Here is a 15988-nt window from a genome sequence, read left to right as displayed (position 1 = left end):
ATTTTTACCGTCTGTTTTTCTCCAGCTAACACGACAAGTGTTTGCCTAGAAGTTTAGGTTGTCTACTCAAATTAGATTACTCAATACTACACAAACCACCCATTAAGTCACTGACAAATAGGAGTATCCGCTTGTAATTGTTCTTTAATGATGGTTAACTGTCAACCGTGAACAGTTAACAGGTTTCAGCAGAATAAATTATTTGTTGGAGTTACTTCACAGAGTGATTTGCTAGAAATGTAAATGCCTACGGCTGATAAGATTGTTAAAAATCTTTAAGAGCCATAGGCAATTATAGCACTGCTTTTGGGTTATTCACTGAATTTTCTGGTGCTATTAGTGAGCAACTTCAGTAAAAACGCCAATTTTGCGGAACTTCTCATAACGCAGCTGGCGTCGTTCAGTGGAAGTTAGCTGATTGAGTTCGTCTAAGTTGTCTAATAGCGCTTGTTTGAGAGTTGTGGCGGCTTTCAGGGGGTCGGCATGGGCACCACCAATGGGTTCGGGTAATATTTCGTCAATAATTCCCAAATTTTTCAGGTCAGAGGAAATAATTTTCAGAGCTACTGCTGCTTGGGGGGCTTTGGCTGCATCTTTCCACAAGATAGCGGCACAGCCTTCCGGGCTAATCACGGTATAAACGGCATGTTCAAACATCAACAGGCGATCGCCCACACCAATACCAAGGGCGCCGCCAGAACTGGCTTCACCGATGACTGTGCAGATAATAGGCACATCCAGACAAAACATTTCTCGCAAATTGTAAGCGATCGCTTCACCTTGACCTTGACGTTCTGCTGAGACTGTAGGCAAAGCACCAGGGGTATCAATAAATGTTAAAATGGGCATCCCAAATTTATTGGCATGTTCCATCAACCGCAGTGCTTTGCGATAGCCACCAGGGGCAGCCATACCAAAGTTGCGGGCAATGTTATCCTTAGTGTCCCGCCCTTTTTGCTGACCTAACATCACCACGGGTTGACCACCCAAACGACCCACGCCACCAACTAAAGCTGGGTCATCACTGCCGTTGCGATCGCCATGCAATTCCATCCATTCATCACTGATAAACTGAATGTAATCAAGAGTACTAGGGCGACGGGGGTGTCGAGCAACTTGCAGTCGTTGGAACGGTGATAAACTACTAAAAATTTCCTCACGCAGTTGCATGGCGCGTGTTTCTAGTTGCCGAATTTGACCAGATACATCGACGCCATTTTCTTCTGCAAGCTGCCGTATCTGATCGATCCGGGTTGCAAGTTCTGCCAGTGGCTTTTCAAAATCTAACAGTAGCGGTTTGCGCTCACTATTTGCCATAGTTAGGGATTGGGGAATTGGGAATTGGGAATTGGTGTGAGAGATGGGGCATAAGTGTTGGCTGTCAGGGATTAAGTATCTAAGTAACGAGGATTGGATACTGCATATCAGGTGGGTATGAGTTACTAGGGATAAGGAATTGGGAACAAGATATGAAGGGTTATAAATCAGGGATTATCAATTTCAGATTGGTGGCAATCGAAATTATATCCTAGACCCAATTCCCCATTCCCCATTCCCCATTCCCCATTCCCAATTTTCAATTTCCTAAACCAACAATGGTCTAAATCCGTGTTTCACCGATGCTTGACCAATCTGTTCCATTTTGTCTACGGTAATCTGATTGCGCCCCCAAGAAAAGTTCGTATATAACTTCTCAAATTCCAGGAGCATTGATTCAGCAAAACATGCAAATAATTGGCGTGCTGGCACTTCCATATTGACAATTTTCATAATTTTCCAGTCAATATCCAAAGAATGCTCCACAATGCCACCATTTAACACATATACCCCAGGATGTTGAATTTTAGTAGCTAAATTTTTAGGATAGCCACCATCAATTAACAAACAGGGTTTTTTCAAAACATTGGGGTCTATTTCCACACCTTTGGGCATACTGGCAACCCAAACCACAATATCAGCTTGGGGCAATGCTTCATCTAAAGCCAGGATTTTTCCCCGCCCCAGTTCATCTTGAAGATTTTTGAGACGTTCTTGGTTACGGGCTATCAATAAGAGTTCTTTAACATCTGTTCTTGCATCTAGCCAGCGCGTGACTGCACTGCCAATATCCCCAGTTGCCCCACATATAGCAACTGTTGCGTTACTCAACTCAATTCCTAATTGTTTTGAAGCTTGTTCTACCTGCCGACAAATAATGTAGGCAGTATGCGTATTTCCTGTAGTAAAGCGTTCAAACTCTAATTTGATGTTGCGGACTTGGCTAAACTGCTCCAAATTAAAATTTTCAAAAATAATTGAGGAGAACCCACCAAGAGCAGTTATATTAATGCCATGCTTTTGAGCGTGAGCCATAGCATTGAGAATTTTGCGTGTTGCTGCCTTAATGCGGCGATTGGCTAGCATTTCAGGCAAAAAACAAGATTCTACATACCGTCCTTCAATTTTCTGTCCAGTAACACTGGTAACGGTAATATGATCGACAATCTGCGGCGGGGCGCTGCACCAAAAATCTAGCCCTTGGTCGGCATATTCTGGGTAGCCTAATTCTTGAGCTACCGCTTGAGCGTGTTCTAAACTAGTCAGATGTCCAATTAGACCAAACATGTAGTGATGTACTAGGCGTGTGCTTTGTAAAAAGCGTGTAATGGATAGAGTTAGGAGTTAGGAGTTGGGAGTTAGGAGTTATGAGTTTTATTCCTAACTCATAACTCATAACTGTTAACTTTTTTAAGCGGCTGTAAGACCGTAAGCTGAGAGACGCATGATGTCACGGGTAGTGAAACCGATGTTACTTAATGCTTCACCGTACTGAATCATGAAGTCTTCTACCAAAGCGTCTTTTTCCATTGCCAACGTTTCGGCATCGTCTGCTACTTCGTTGAGCATTCTCCAGACAAGGGGAAGGTTTTGGCGATTTGCTTCTTCTAATTCAGCTTTGGATTCCTCAAAGTGTTCTTTTAGCCAAACTTCTCCAAAGTTGAGGTGGCTATATTCATCTTTTACTACTCCCTCAGTAATTTTACGAGCAAAATCGTCAGCTACTGGGATATAAATGTTGTACGCTGCTATGGCAAAACATTCAATAATTAAAGATTGAATCAGCAAGCAAGTAACAACTTTACCTTCTGCCGCTGCTGTTTGGAAATTTTGGTGTAGTCCTGCGAAAAACTTCTGAGCAAATTCTAGATCGGGTACTACTTCCAGGTTGCGTCCGCAAGCTTCAAATCCCTTTTTGTGGCGGCTTTCCATCTTGGATAAGCGAATTAGCGCATCTTGATGTTCTGGCAGCAGTTGGGCCAGTGTGATGTAATTTTCATGGGCTTCTTGTTCCCCTTCAATGACGATCGCATTAATGCGGCTGTAAGCATCTTTGTATTTTTCACTCTTAAAATCAATTTCTTCCTGTTCGGCTGCAAGCTGCGGCATGGTACGTTTACTCCTGTAAGCCTGAATCATTTAATACCAGCGCTTAATTGACCTCATGAATTTTGGGTAACAAGCACTGTGATTTAATTTAACTTAACAAGTCACTATGTTATAGATTAGCTGTTGCTGGGGGCGCTGCTCTAGTACCAGAGAAATAAATACTTTGATGCTCAACTCATGTCTAAATCAAACTGGAATTTCAAATCAGGCGATTTTTTCAGCCTAGGTGTGCTAATACTAGGGGGATTTATTGTTTTACTGCCGCTGTTTATAGTTTTTCTCACCTCTTTTGCACCTCCAGGAGCCGCTTTAGAAGTTTTACCCAAAAATAACTGGTCTTTAGCAAATTACCGCGAAGCATGGCAGCGAGGTAAATTTTTGCTGGCGTTTGCTAATTCTACCTTAGTCGCGATCGCTGTGACTGCGTTTCAAATAGTCACCTCCGCATTGGCAGGTTACGCCCTAGCACGTCTGAAATTCCGCGGTAGGCAAGCGCTGCTACTAGTTATTTTGGCAACTTTAGTCATTCCGTTTCAGTTATTGGTGATTCCCATCTTTTTGGTGTTGAAGTGGGGGCACTTAATCAATACCTACGGCGCACTAATCTTACCAACTGCTGTCAACGGCTTTGGTATTTTTTTGTTATGTCAGTATTTCCAAACAATTCCTGTGGAATTAGAAGAAGCCGCAGCCATAGATGGGGCGAACCGATTACAAATTTTGTGGCGGGTAATGTTACCTTTAGCACGCCCGGCTTTGGTGACGCTGTTTTTGTTCACCTTTATCGGGGAATGGAACGATTTATTTAAGCCTTTAGTGTTCACAACACGCCCAGAATTGAGAACAGTGCAGCTGGCTTTGGCGGAGTTTCAGGAGCAATTTACCAATAACTGGCCCTTGATGATGGCAGCGGTGACAATTGCCACGGTGCCAGTGATGGTACTATTTCTCATCGGTCAGCGTCAGTTTATCCGGGGTATTGCTGCCACAGGTATGAAGAATTAATGAAGAAGCTCAGTAATAATTTGTAACTTTTACTGTGGTAAATTTGTATAAATTCAGTAGATAATACTCAAACAATCTAAGTGCGACAAACATACTACTTGCTGCATACATAGTCAACTTGGCAATGCGGGTAACAAATACTTGTAACAAGTCAACAAATATCTGCGTAATAGCAGCCTTTAACCTATAAGCTCATCCAAACCGGATTCAAAAAGGTGAGTTAGGGAGGTATCAGTTACAAAATCCTTAGAAGTAAAGAACGGCTAGCACTCAGTTTCATAAAGTCCATAAAGGCTTTGAGAATTTTCAGCAAAAAAATATGAAGTTGTGTTAAGCACTGCATAATTCTCGTAAGTCAGACTGAATAAATAATTAGTGTGAATTTGAGGAAGCTTTAGAATTTGAATTCTATCGTACTCCTCTAGACCCTATATCCTGGTTTTCTTAATTGCCAGATTTGAGTCATAAAACTTTAGTTAAGTAGTAGAACGCAAAATAATTTCATTCGTCTACCATTCTGCAAGGAAAGCAAAATAATTTATGGAATCTAAAACTTTACAGCAAACAGTCCTTGATACTCAAACCTTACAGCAGTTAAAAGAAGAAGTTAAACAAGCAATTAGTGAAAGCCTAAAGAACTCTAACGTAAATAAAGTGTTTGGGAAGTATGGTATATCAGAAGATAGAGTCTTGAAGTTTCAGTGCCATATTGATCTGTCAAATAATCAACAAAGCAACCCTGCTGGAGAAAATCAACCCCAAGGGTTTGTATCAGCAATTCCAGAGGAACTGCATATATTACACTTGGAATGCATTCTTTGTCAAACAGGTTGTTGTTAGTTAAGAAGCTGTAACGGTATTGTCAACTTATTGATAATAAAAGTAATAACATTACCCAAAAAGCTGATTTGTTTCATACTAATTTGATGAAACTTTATCCTCATTTGCTTGTAGTAAATGTTTCAGTTGTTGATAAGTTGACAATATCCAGACCCATAATATAGGACTCATATTTGATTTATGAAAAAACTCCGTACACATCGAAAAGGTTGATTAGCTACTCCCCACTCCCTACTCCCCAACGGCACATGCTCCACTTGTGGAGCTACCCCTGTAGGCGGGTCTCCCGACAGCCGCGGGAGTGGCGTGAGACCCCAAGACCCTCCGGGTGGCGCTCGCAAGCTCGCTACCGCTTCGCTAACGCTACCGCTGCGCTAACGACGGAAACCGCCAAGACGGGGACTGGACTCACCAAGGTGGGGGCTGCCTCACCGCAGTGGCTCCTCACTGCCTACGCAAATAATTTCATGAATCAAGTCAGATTCCTATAGCTATTTACAATTAAGTGAAATACAGTTTTTCATTATAAGGGGCACAACATTGTTGTTCCCTTTTAATCTATTATTGGCAACTGATAATGATTAAATTTTTTTACAAAAATTTAAACTTTCAACCAAGCTGAAACTACTATATTTTTAATTTTACCATACTCCTGTACAGACGGTTTGATTAAGAATTTCATCTTTCCAAAGACTGACTGCTTACACCCGCCCCTACCTACTCCCCTAAAGCCAGGATTGAAATATTCAAAAGCACTTTTCAAACATCCTCTTATACCTGCTTGACTTGGTATATAGGATTCATATTTTGTTTATGAAAAAACTCAGTACACCTCTACATCCCTTTCTTCCTGTTAAGAGTTTCCTGTTTCCTGTTCCCTAACTACACAAATAATTTCAGAAATCAAATCGGATTCATATAGGATAATATTTTTTATGTAAATTTGTCTTTCATGGTCATGCAAATTGACCTGTATTTATAAGTTTAAACTTATTTTCCTAGGAGCGATATCTAGTATGAGTATTTTTTTGAGATGGCTCAAAATGTTAGGATCTGCAACAGGAGGTGTAATAGCTTTTTCTGTAAATTCTGCTATTGCCCAAGTTATACAGGATAGCACTTTACCTATTAATTCTCAAGTTACAATACAGGAAAATATTATCAACATTGAAGGTGGAACAAAAGCTGGAGGCAATCTTTTTCACAGCTTTGAGCAGTTTTCTGTACCTGATGGCAGTACAGCTTACTTTAAAAATAGTGGGGTTCAAAATATTATTAGTCGGGTAACGGGCAAGTCTATTTCTAATATTGAAGGCATCCTGAAAGCAGACGGCACAGCTAACCTATTTTTGATTAATCCCAATGGAATTGTTTTTGGTCGTAATGCGTCTTTACAAATCGGAGGTTCTTTCGTAGCGAGTACTGCGAGTAGTCTGAACTTTGCTGATGGTACTAAGTTTAGTACTACAAATACCCAAAACACAGCCTTGCTGACAGTAAGTGTACCCATTGGCTTACAATTCAAAGCAACTGCCGCTCCCATCCGCAATCAATCTCGAGCCAGTAATCCAGATGGCAATACAAAGAATATCTTCTGGCAACCTGTTGGGTTACAAGTGGTATCAGGTAAAACCTTGGCACTTGTAGGCGGTGATATAGTCCTGGAGGGCGGAAATTTAACAGCTGCGTCGGGGCGAATTGAGCTAGGAAGTGTCGCTGGCAATAGTCTAGTTAGCCTGAATCCAACAAACCAAGGCTGGAGTTTGGGATATGAAGGTGTCCAGAATTTTCAAAACATTCAAATGCTCCAGCGAACTGATAACAACACTAAGATTTCATCTCAAGTAGATACTAGTGGCACAAGTGGCGGTAATATCCAAATACAAGGCAAAATAGTAGAACTAAGTGGCAATTTTACGCGCTTGATAAGTCAGACTACAGGTGCGGGAAATGGTAGAGACTTAAATATTACCACTCAAAAATTGATTATTCGGGATGGCGCACAAGTAGGTACTTCTACTAGAGGCGAAGGTGCAGCAGGAAATTTGACTGTAAACGCCTCCGAGTCTTTAGAGTTGATTGGTACTGCTACTACACCTTTTATTTCGCGTAGTACATTGTTTAGTACAACTGGTGCTGCTGGAAAGGCAGGTGACATTGTAATCAACACTAGGAGATTACGTATCCAAGATGGCGCAGAAATATCAGCAGAGTCTAGTGGAGTGTTAGATAATAACTCACGAAAATTAATACCAGCTACAGGAAAAGGAGGAAATTTGACTGTAAACGCCTTCGATTCCGTAGAGCTAATTGGAACTTCAGGAATTGATTTACCCAGTGGCTTGTTAGCTTCAACTTTAGGTTCTGGAGATGCTGGACAAGTGACAATCTCCACAGGAAAATTGATCGTTCGAGACGGGGCTGCAATCACTGTGAGTAGTCAACCTTCACAGAGATATGTCTATCTAGGTGGTGTACCAGCTCTAGGAAAAGCAGGTGAGCTAAATGTCAATGCTAACTTTATACTTCTTGACAATGGAAAACTAACATCTAATGGTCAGTCAGGTCAGGGTGGGAATATTGCGCTACAGGTGCAGGACTTATTATCAATGCGTCGCAACAGTAAAATATCGACTAATTCAGGTAATTTAGGTACTTATGGAAATGGCGGTAATATCACCATTGATGCACCTGATGGTTTAGTCTTCGCCGCTCCCTTAGAAAATAGCGATATCACTGCCAACGCCTTCCTTGGCTCTGGTGGTAAAATTACAATCAACGCTGATAGTATCTTTGGATTTGTGCAGCGCGATCGCGCCGAATTGGTGAGGCTGTTACAAACTGAAGACCCAGACAAACTAGACCCAAAGTACCTGCAAACAAACGACATCACCGCCTTTTCTCAGCAAAACCCTTCATTAAGTGGCGTAGTAGAAATCAACTCACCAGATGTTGACCCCAGTAAAGGATTAGTAGAACTACCAGTAAATGCAGTTGATGCTCAAGATAAAATAGTCGCTGGCTGCAATTCTGCACAAAGAATAGCAAGGGCTTCATTTATTACCACAGGACGTGGAGGAATAGCTTCTAGTCCCAAGGACGCATTGATAAGTGATGCAGTACTAACAGATTGGATTGCGCTGGAAGGGCAAGATGAGAATCCTGCTACTAGTGTCCACAATAGACCAGTAAACCAGAAGCAGGGTAATACACAAAAAGCTGATTCTGTCAATAATGCTACTCAAATTGTCGAAGCCCAAGGGTGGGTGATGGATAGCAATGGTAACGTAGTCCTAGTGGCTCAAGCACCTACCGCAACACCGCATAGTTCAGCCCTCAATCCTGCATCTTGCCCCGTGAATTGAGCAGGGGAGCAGGGGAGAAAGGGAGCAGGGGAGAATAATTACTGACAACTGACCCTGACCACTGACTAATTACTTTCCTGAATTTGCAGGCGGATGGTGTGTTCTGTGGCGCCAGTGAGTTGTAGTTCCATGACTTCACCACCAAGGGGTTCTATACAACTGAGGAGCGATCGCAAATTTGGTGTACTTGCACCAGTATCAACATACAGCCGATCTGCTAAGTTGCTGATGCGTTTCCAAGTCATGTACAACTTGGCAATTGTTTGTTCTATCTGAGAGGCTTGATTTACCAAGTCAGCGGCTACGCTTAAACAGCCAACTCTTTGGGCTTCTTCTAAAGCTGTTTCAATATCAACATCTTCTTGGGCTAGCGCCTGGACTTGGGCAGCAGATTTGAGATATTTTGCTAACTGACGCGCTTCGGTTGTCACCTGTTTGAGGGTATCAACATCAGGGTTAGCAGCAATTTCTTTTTGAATAAATTTTTGGTGCGATTCTGGCAGTTTCTCCATTTCCTTCACCAGTGGGGCGATGTAGCGTGGAGGAAGGGTGTTATCTGCTGCTTTTTCCTTTACTGGTTCCGGTAGCAACTCCGAAGACATGGCTGTCCATTCGTCGGTGAGTTGACGCACTTCGCGCCTAGTGATGCGATCGCCTTTTTGTGCAGCTTCACTCACCATCTGTTGTACTTCTGGGGCTGCTTTGGAGGTTTCCACAAAAGCGCGTTTGCTAAAGTTATTTACAGCGCTGGGGTCAAGTTTTCCCTCTTCTAAGAGTGTATCAGCACTGTTAGCCAGTTGAATCCAAGCATAAGCTTGACTTTTACTAATTTCTCGTTCCTTGAGCCATCTGAGAAAGCCCGTACCGCGTCCATCACCGCCTTTTTTCTCTCTATCGCGGATAGCCCGTAAAATTCGCCCCCGCCAAATTTCAGTTTGCAGGTCAAAGCGATCGCATATTTGCCATGCTACATCAAGCTGCTCTTGAAAATCTGACTCTGGAATCTCTTCGTCTTCGGGATCTGGCAGTTCAAAGGTTAAGTCTGCTGGCTGTTGCAAAGCCGCAGCAAGGTCGTTGATTGAGTCGGTATCTGGCACGATTGATGACTAACTACTGTATGCGACCGGCTTATTATGGCACAATCTGGGTACTTCGGTGGAAAGAAAAACTGAAATTTCTTTGAAAGCGGCGGGGAACTCTATCTTCTCGTGAGTGGTTGAGGTTGCTTCCCCTGCCGCTTGGGGCATTAGGCATTGGTAACTTTTTCACTTATGGTCACGTTCCACTTGGGAGTGTGAATAGATATGGTGAAGGTAGATGAAATAGCCAAAAAGCAATTATGACTGCAAACTTACCTATAGCTACTGAAATTGTACCTATTGTCTTGCAATTGTGGCCTGCGATCGCTATGACTGACGATCAGTTTTACGAATTTTGTCAATTAAATCGGGATTTTCGTATCGAACGTAATGCAGCTGGAGAATTAATCATTATGCCCCCTACTGGTTCCGAAACTGATGAGCGCAATTTTGACTTAATTGGACAGTTATAGGCGTGGACAAAGCAAGATGGTACAGGTGTGGGGTTTGGTTCCAGTGGTGGGTTTACTTTGCCAAATGGTGCAGTTAAATCACCAGATGCAGCTTGGATAAAACGCACACGCTGGGAAGCAATACCACCAAAACAGCGAAAAAAATTTGCACCAATTTGTCCTGAGTTTGTGATTGAATTGCGTTCTCACAGTGATAGTTTGCAAATTTTGCAAGACAAGATGCAAGAGTATATTGATAATGGCACACAACTTGGTTGGTTAATTGATAGAAAGCAACGCCAAGTTTTTATTTATCGTCCTAATACTGCGGTTGAGGTATTAGATAACCCTAAAACCCTGAATGGTGAACCGTTACTTCCTGGGTTTGTTTTAGATTTAAGTCAAATTTGGTAGATTCAAAGGTAAATAATAAATATGTATTTATTTTTTTTTAAACAAGTAAGCCAATAGTTATTTTAATACTCATTTAATATAGGTTATTCAGCTATTTACGAGAATAACTTTTCATTGCTGCACAATTTTCAATTTGTGTACGAAAATTATCCATCATTTCTATAACTTGTGAATGTAATTCAAGGTAAGCTTCACGATCTAATAGTAAATATTCACCATGAGCAATAGTGTTTCTGTTTTTCAAAAGCTTTTCATCAATAATAACTTGTTTAGTCTCAAAAAATGAATAATCCAAACCAAGAATACAAATTATTTCTCTAAGGATAGATGATGAAAGATTAGAGCCAGTTTTAATTACATTTTTATATGGAATTGAACTTCTTTCAGCCATCTTTGTCATAATAAATTCTGTTACTTCTGTAAATATAGTTGGCTTATTTGTTTCCATTGCCTGATCTAATTTTGCTTTCATTGCTAATGCAACAAAGTTACTTGAAAGCTCTTCGTACCTCAGCTTTTGCATTGCCACAAACTCCAAATAGCTACTTGCTGATGTTTTAACAAAGCCTTCCCAATGTGCATAGAGAATAGTTACCCCACTGCGAAGAATTGCATTATGCCTTCCAAATGAAAGGCTTTTAGATTCAATTAATGTTTTTAAGTCCGAAAGCTCTTTTTTACGCCAAGCAGAATCTTGTGAAAGCCTATCAATTAAATTTTCCAGATTATCTAGGTCGCGCTTAGTCATACGTCAAATATTCTACGACCTAAAGAAACTAATCTTGGAATTCTTCTACGTGTATCTGAACCAGCGCCAGTCCAAGAAGTGTAATCAGGATTACTCCAAATACCTTTAACTAAGCTTTTTATATCAACTGTTGAGTTGATTAATTTCTCGTAATTGTAACCAATACCTAATGCTATTACTTCATAGGCAGTAACAAGAAACCCTCCCAAAAATTTACTTTTTTTATCATCGTACCTTCGGAAGCTTTCTTCACCTATATGGCTATTTAAAATTTCAAATGTTAAATCAAATGCTTCTTCCTCTTTGTGATAATTAAAATCTGAGCGTTGTGCCATCTCTACCATTTTATCTGTTAAAAATGTCCCGATATCCGACATACTCCTGATTTCGTTTTCATCCATATTGCGGAATGTTAAAAAACGCAGTAATAATTCCATATCATATTGCTCTTCTAATGAACGGTCTGTTAGTGAAAGACAATTTTGAAACTTTTGATTTTGGCTTAAATTTCTCATCCAATGAAACATATTTCGGTTATACATAACCAAAATACAATTTCTAACTTCTTGAGGTGTGGCGATTGAACCTCCTGTATTAAGTCTTTGAAAAAGCTCATACTTCGCCAGTGTATCACTCTCTTTCAGTAAAATGGTTACATCAATTTTAGACCTTTTAATTAGTAGACGCTGGGCTTGATTTAAAGCATTATCTGATTCATCTGAATCTTCCCAGACCTTGCCTTTAAGGGAAGGCAGATATTTAGTTTCTCCTAATACTAAAGGTGATATAAGATTTTGATTTTCATCTTTCAACTTTCCAACGAATTCATAAATAGTAGACAGCCTTTGAAGTCCATCTACAACATCCCAAACTCCATCTGTTCTTTGAGAGACGAAAATAGGTGGAATCGGTATGCCTAATAACAAAGATTCTATTAAGCTAGTCTTTTGGTGATTAGTCCAACGGAAAAATCTTTGAAACTCTGGATGTATGTCAATTTCGTTATTTTCATAAAGACTAATCCACTCACCAATAGACATAGAATAGGAGTCTGATCTGATTTCTTGCCTTTTGTTATCTATTTCTTCTTGAAGCCCCATAATTTACGCCCTATCTTAGTTTGTTTGTCATTTTAACCTTTAAACTCAAGTGCTGATAAATTAAATTTATTAGACTGTATATAAAATTATCTCTAAAACTCAACAAAAATAAGCAATGATTAAGTTTAGGTGAACTAAAATTTACTCTCATTCACATAGTTCTATTTCTCAAGCAACACAAAGCATAAAAATCAGGACTGAGAAATCAATCTCAGTCCTGATAAAAAAGCGGGCTAACCGCTAATTACATGGTTAACCCGTGCAGCTTTGGGAACGCGCAGAGAAATTGTTATTGCAATACCAACTTCACATTGGCGTTTTGCAAACCGCGCTGTTTTACTTCAGCCAAGGTTTTGTTAACAGCGTATTTTTGGTTGATAGAGTTAATCAACTCGGTTTGGTTGTGCTTTTTAGCAACACCCCACAGGTCAGCGATTAGGTCAAAAGAACCATCGCTGTTGCGAGACCAACCTAAATCATATTCGCCGTCCAAAACAGCTACGATGTCGGAACGAACGCGCTGACCGTTATAACCACGAACATCAGCTTCAGTCTTTACGCTGATACCCAGGTCGCGCAAGGAAGCTTTGAGGATTTCAGCATCAGTAATTTTGGTACGCAGGGTGCTAAAGTGAGACATTTGGGTTTCCTCCAATGAGAAGATTGAGAAAAAACGACAACGGTTTATCTTCGGCGAAGCCGCGCTAACCTGAATGCGGCTTTTTTCGTAACTGCTAGCATTTTCTGCTAGCCTTTCCCCCTGGGTTAGCAAGGGAAAGCTTTTAGAACTCCATTCGCTGATATTCAGCAACGGAGGATGCTGCGGGTCTTGCCCTCTGTCTGGCCCAATCTCTAAGGGCTGTAACTTGTTCTTGCATTGTACGAGACAGCGGCAGGGTCGCCTTAAGCGCAGCAATAATATCTAATTGGGTGAACTCGCGGTCTTGAGCAAATGCTTCGTACATTGCCGCAACTAGCGCTTGTTCAATTTCTGCACCAGAGAAGCCATCAGACATTTTGGCTAATTGCTCCAAATCGAAGCGAGAGATGTCTTCACGGCGCTTGGTGAGGTGGATTTTGTATATATCCTGCCTTTCTTCAGCTGTGGGCAGATCCACAAAGAAAATTTCATCAAAACGTCCTTTCCGCAAGAATTCTCCAGGCAAACGTTCCACTCGGTTGGCTGTTGCCATCACGAATACTGGAGATTTCTTTTCTTGCATCCATGTCAGGAAAGAACCGAAGATTCTACTTGATGTTCCTCCATCAGAATCGGATGAACCTGTACTACCTGCAAAGGATTTATCCAATTCATCGATAAACAGAATTGCTGGAGAGATAGATTCTGCTGTTTTCAGGGCATTACGCAGATTGGCTTCACTTCGCCCTACCATCGAGCCGTCGTAGACTCGCCCCATATCCAAGCGTAACAGTGGTAAACCCCACAACCGGGATGTAGTCTTGGCGATTAAGGATTTACCGCAACCTGGAACTCCTAAAATTAACATTCCCTTTGGCTGAGGCAAACCATACTCTCTAGCTCTTTCTGTGAAAGCATTAGAGCGCTGTTTGAGCCATTTTTTCAGTTCTTCTAATCCACCTACAGCATCAATGGTTTCATCTTCTTCAATGTATTCTAAAATACCATTGCGGCGAATTAGTTGCTTTTTCTCAGATAAAACTATATCTACTTCTTCTTCCGTTAAACGCCCTGTAGTTACTTGGGCTTTACGATATACTTTCTCAGCTTCATCTCTAGTTAAACCTAAAGCTGCCCTGAGAAGTTTTTCCCGCGCCTCCGTTGTCAACCGCCGTCCGCGATTTTGATCTAAGTGGTGAGTCAAAACTTTGTTCAACTCAGCCATATCTGGTAATTGGAAGTCGAGTACAACAACTTCTTTTTCCAGTTCAATAGGTACTTGCTGCACAGGTGACATCAAAATGATGTTCTTTTGCATACCTTTGAAGCTAGCGATCGCATCACGTAAAGACCTTGCCGTCGCAGGTGCATCAATAAATGGATGTAAATCTTTAAGAATAAATATACCGGGTTCTCTCTGCCGGATGATCCACTCAATAGCTGCCTCTGGAGAAACAGTATTGTGTTGGGTAACATTCCGGGGTTGACCATACTCTACGATGCCGTGAGTTACTGTCCAAACAAATATACGACGTTGGGGCTTTAATACTTGGGCGATTGCGGAAATTGACTGCTCAGCCCGCTCTTCCTCGGAGGTCACAAGGTAGATTAGAGGGTATTGAGCTTGAATTAGGATATTGAGCTCTTCTTTCATACAATCGACCTACTTGAGACCTTATACAGTACAGACATCGCTTTGCTGGTAACGACAATCGGAATTATCAGCTACTCATTCATTATTCATTCGTATCAGCAAGGAACCAACTCTTCCTCACCCTTGGGATGTGTTTCATCTTTTTCCATTTCATCAATGGAAAGATGTTCTTGACCTATAACTCCTGGTTGATTACCCAAAGCAACCAGCTCTCCATCGCGCAGAACTAATGAACTTTCACAATTTGGACATGAATAAACTCGATGAGTTCGTCCAAATGAAGAAGCTTCCACTTCTTCTACTAGCTCTGAGTTGGACAGGTAGAATACGAGGGCGCGTTCAGCAAGGTCTGACATTGGTTCAGAATCAACGGCTGAACGAATCTTCAGTTTCCTGTGCAGTTCTGGCGACAAATACAAAGTAACCTTTTGCTTAGCTTGCATATAACTCTTTGGCGGTCTTACCCGGGTATGTATATTACGTTATCGGCTGCCTTTTCAGTTGTCAAGACAGCAAGACGTTTTGACGGCTTTATTGTTACATACATTTACAAAGCCGACTTCTGTTTGAATGTCACAGTCACTAAACTGAGTTATTTAGAAAACTACCAGTTAATTTTGTTCCAGATAGAATCAAATCGCGGTAGAGTTTCTCTAAACTGCTTATAGATTAACTTTGGCAAAAACTTACAGCATATCGACAACTGTGAAAACATGTAGTTTAGGAAAAAATATTTATACAAAATTTCCAAGTGTTAGCAAAGCGCTGCCTAACGTCAAGCTGGTTTGCATCTACGCTTTGTTCACAATTGTGTCGGGTTGTTCAGCGCCAAATTTTAACGCTTCAAATATCACATGGAAGACTTATAGTAATTCCCGTTATGGCTTTGAGTTTCCATATCCCAGCAACTGGACTGCTTTAACAGCACCAGAAAATAATGATGGTATTGCCTTTGTGCCACCACAAAACAACTCTGTGGAAATTCGAGCATGGGCAGTTAATCAGCTACCAAAATCCATAACCGAAGACCAAGATTCTGAAAAAGCGATCAAGCCTAACTTTCAGACAGCCCAAGGAATATCTGGAGTTATGCTTGTAGAAGTCGGTCAGCAAGTCAGTTTGATGACGCTGACACTAACTCAAGGTCAAGTTAAATATTACTGGCAAGGTCGAAGCTCAAGCCAGGAATTTCAAGACTATTACCGATTGTTTTACTACATTGCCCAGCAGTATCGGATTTGGGGGTAGGGGAGCGGGGGAGCGGG

The 15988-nt window shown here is 41.2% G+C and carries 14 protein-coding genes and 1 pseudogene; 6 read left to right on the top strand and 9 right to left on the bottom strand.

Annotated features, from left to right (window positions below):
• Window positions 1–336: 336 nt before the first annotated feature.
• The 3 genes from I8748_RS17885 to I8748_RS17875 all read right to left on the bottom strand — a co-directional run bounded on the left by I8748_RS17885 (window position 337) and on the right by I8748_RS17875 (window position 3426).
• Complete coding sequence (locus I8748_RS17885; RefSeq protein WP_198125920.1) at window positions 337–1317, bottom strand: acetyl-CoA carboxylase carboxyltransferase subunit alpha; 981 nt, start codon at window positions 1315–1317, stop codon at window positions 337–339.
• A 267-nt stretch (window positions 1318–1584) separates the two neighbouring features.
• On the bottom strand, window positions 1585–2604 hold the full coding sequence (locus I8748_RS17880) for a long-chain acyl-[acyl-carrier-protein] reductase (protein WP_198125919.1): 1020 nt from the start codon (window positions 2602–2604) through the stop codon (window positions 1585–1587).
• Window positions 2605–2727: 123 nt separating this feature from the next.
• Window positions 2728–3426, bottom strand: a complete 699-nt coding sequence (locus I8748_RS17875; RefSeq protein WP_198125918.1) for an aldehyde oxygenase (deformylating) — start codon at window positions 3424–3426, stop codon at window positions 2728–2730.
• 177 nt (window positions 3427–3603) lie between these two features.
• Between I8748_RS17875 and I8748_RS17870 the strand changes: the two genes are divergently transcribed.
• The 3 genes from I8748_RS17870 to I8748_RS17860 all read left to right on the top strand — a co-directional run bounded on the left by I8748_RS17870 (window position 3604) and on the right by I8748_RS17860 (window position 8636).
• Window positions 3604–4431 (top strand): carbohydrate ABC transporter permease, encoded by an 828-nt coding sequence (locus I8748_RS17870; RefSeq protein WP_198125917.1) that lies wholly within the window; start codon window positions 3604–3606, stop codon window positions 4429–4431.
• Window positions 4432–4971: 540 nt separating this feature from the next.
• On the top strand, window positions 4972–5271 hold the full coding sequence (locus tag I8748_RS17865) for a hypothetical protein (protein ID WP_198125916.1): 300 nt from the start codon (window positions 4972–4974) through the stop codon (window positions 5269–5271).
• A gap of 1016 nt (window positions 5272–6287) precedes the next feature.
• A complete protein-coding gene (locus I8748_RS17860) occupies window positions 6288–8636 on the top strand; it encodes a two-partner secretion domain-containing protein (RefSeq protein ID WP_198125915.1) in 2349 nt (782 codons plus the stop codon).
• 65 nt (window positions 8637–8701) lie between these two features.
• Here I8748_RS17860 and I8748_RS17855 read toward each other — a convergent pair whose 3' ends face one another.
• Window positions 8702–9733 carry a hypothetical protein gene (locus I8748_RS17855; RefSeq protein ID WP_198125914.1) on the bottom strand — a complete coding sequence of 344 codons (1032 nt, stop codon included), beginning with the start codon at window positions 9731–9733 and terminating at the stop codon, window positions 8702–8704.
• A gap of 242 nt (window positions 9734–9975) precedes the next feature.
• Between I8748_RS17855 and I8748_RS17850 the strand changes: the two are divergent.
• Window positions 9976–10581: pseudogene (locus tag I8748_RS17850) on the top strand (Uma2 family endonuclease).
• Window positions 10582–10672: 91 nt separating this feature from the next.
• Here the strand turns inward: I8748_RS17850 and I8748_RS17845 are convergent.
• The 5 genes from I8748_RS17845 to I8748_RS17825 form a co-directional block, all read right to left on the bottom strand.
• Window positions 10673–11329: an MAE_28990/MAE_18760 family HEPN-like nuclease gene (locus I8748_RS17845; protein ID WP_198125913.1), complete on the bottom strand. Its 657-nt coding sequence runs from the start codon at window positions 11327–11329 to the stop codon at window positions 10673–10675.
• Window positions 11326–12429 carry a DUF262 domain-containing protein gene (locus tag I8748_RS17840; RefSeq protein WP_198125912.1) on the bottom strand — a complete coding sequence of 368 codons (1104 nt, stop codon included), beginning with the start codon at window positions 12427–12429 and terminating at the stop codon, window positions 11326–11328. The genes I8748_RS17845 and I8748_RS17840 overlap by 4 nt, the downstream gene beginning before the upstream one ends.
• Before the next feature lie 289 nt (window positions 12430–12718).
• Entirely contained in the window at window positions 12719–13069 is a 351-nt protein-coding gene (locus I8748_RS17835) for a DUF1257 domain-containing protein (RefSeq protein ID WP_011321426.1), read from the bottom strand.
• Window positions 13070–13211: 142 nt separating this feature from the next.
• Complete coding sequence (gene ycf46 / locus I8748_RS17830) at window positions 13212–14723, bottom strand: stress-responsive protein Ycf46 (protein WP_198125911.1); 1512 nt, start codon at window positions 14721–14723, stop codon at window positions 13212–13214.
• A 95-nt stretch (window positions 14724–14818) separates the two neighbouring features.
• Window positions 14819–15166: a hypothetical protein gene (locus I8748_RS17825; protein WP_198125910.1), complete on the bottom strand. Its 348-nt coding sequence runs from the start codon at window positions 15164–15166 to the stop codon at window positions 14819–14821.
• A gap of 27 nt (window positions 15167–15193) precedes the next feature.
• Here I8748_RS17825 and I8748_RS34645 point away from each other — a divergent pair, with 27 nt between their 5' ends.
• Window positions 15194–15391, top strand: coding sequence for a hypothetical protein (locus I8748_RS34645; protein ID WP_214662634.1), 198 nt, complete (start codon window positions 15194–15196; stop codon window positions 15389–15391).
• A gap of 37 nt (window positions 15392–15428) precedes the next feature.
• The gene (locus tag I8748_RS17820; protein WP_318781237.1) at window positions 15429–15971 is read left to right on the top strand and encodes a hypothetical protein; all 543 of its coding nucleotides are present in this window, start codon (window positions 15429–15431) and stop codon (window positions 15969–15971) included.
• Window positions 15972–15988 lie beyond the last annotated feature (17 nt).

It is taken from the genome of Amazonocrinis nigriterrae CENA67 (assembly GCF_016056305.1).
In the GTDB taxonomy this organism is placed as follows: domain Bacteria; phylum Cyanobacteriota; class Cyanobacteriia; order Cyanobacteriales; family Nostocaceae; genus Amazonocrinis; species Amazonocrinis nigriterrae.
The sequence above is the reverse complement of the archived record's forward strand: the minus strand, read 5'-3'. Positions and strand labels throughout refer to the sequence as shown.

Coding starts and splice junctions, on each gene's coding strand:
- I8748_RS17885 (WP_198125920.1), bottom strand. CDS start 1,317: ATGGCAAATAGTGAGCGCAAACCGCTACTGTTAGATTTTGAAAAGCCA.
- I8748_RS17880 (WP_198125919.1), bottom strand. CDS start 2,604: ATGTTTGGTCTAATTGGACATCTGACTAGTTTAGAACACGCTCAAGCG.
- I8748_RS17875 (WP_198125918.1), bottom strand. CDS start 3,426: ATGCCGCAGCTTGCAGCCGAACAGGAAGAAATTGATTTTAAGAGTGAA.
- I8748_RS17870 (WP_198125917.1), top strand. CDS start 3,604: ATGTCTAAATCAAACTGGAATTTCAAATCAGGCGATTTTTTCAGCCTA.
- I8748_RS17865 (WP_198125916.1), top strand. CDS start 4,972: ATGGAATCTAAAACTTTACAGCAAACAGTCCTTGATACTCAAACCTTA.
- I8748_RS17860 (WP_198125915.1), top strand. CDS start 6,288: ATGAGTATTTTTTTGAGATGGCTCAAAATGTTAGGATCTGCAACAGGA.
- I8748_RS17845 (WP_198125913.1), bottom strand. CDS start 11,329: ATGACTAAGCGCGACCTAGATAATCTGGAAAATTTAATTGATAGGCTT.
- I8748_RS17840 (WP_198125912.1), bottom strand. CDS start 12,429: ATGGGGCTTCAAGAAGAAATAGATAACAAAAGGCAAGAAATCAGATCA.
- I8748_RS17835 (WP_011321426.1), bottom strand. CDS start 13,069: ATGTCTCACTTTAGCACCCTGCGTACCAAAATTACTGATGCTGAAATC.
- ycf46 (WP_198125911.1), bottom strand. CDS start 14,723: ATGAAAGAAGAGCTCAATATCCTAATTCAAGCTCAATACCCTCTAATC.
- I8748_RS17825 (WP_198125910.1), bottom strand. CDS start 15,166: ATGCAAGCTAAGCAAAAGGTTACTTTGTATTTGTCGCCAGAACTGCAC.
- I8748_RS34645 (WP_214662634.1), top strand. CDS start 15,194: ATGTATATTACGTTATCGGCTGCCTTTTCAGTTGTCAAGACAGCAAGA.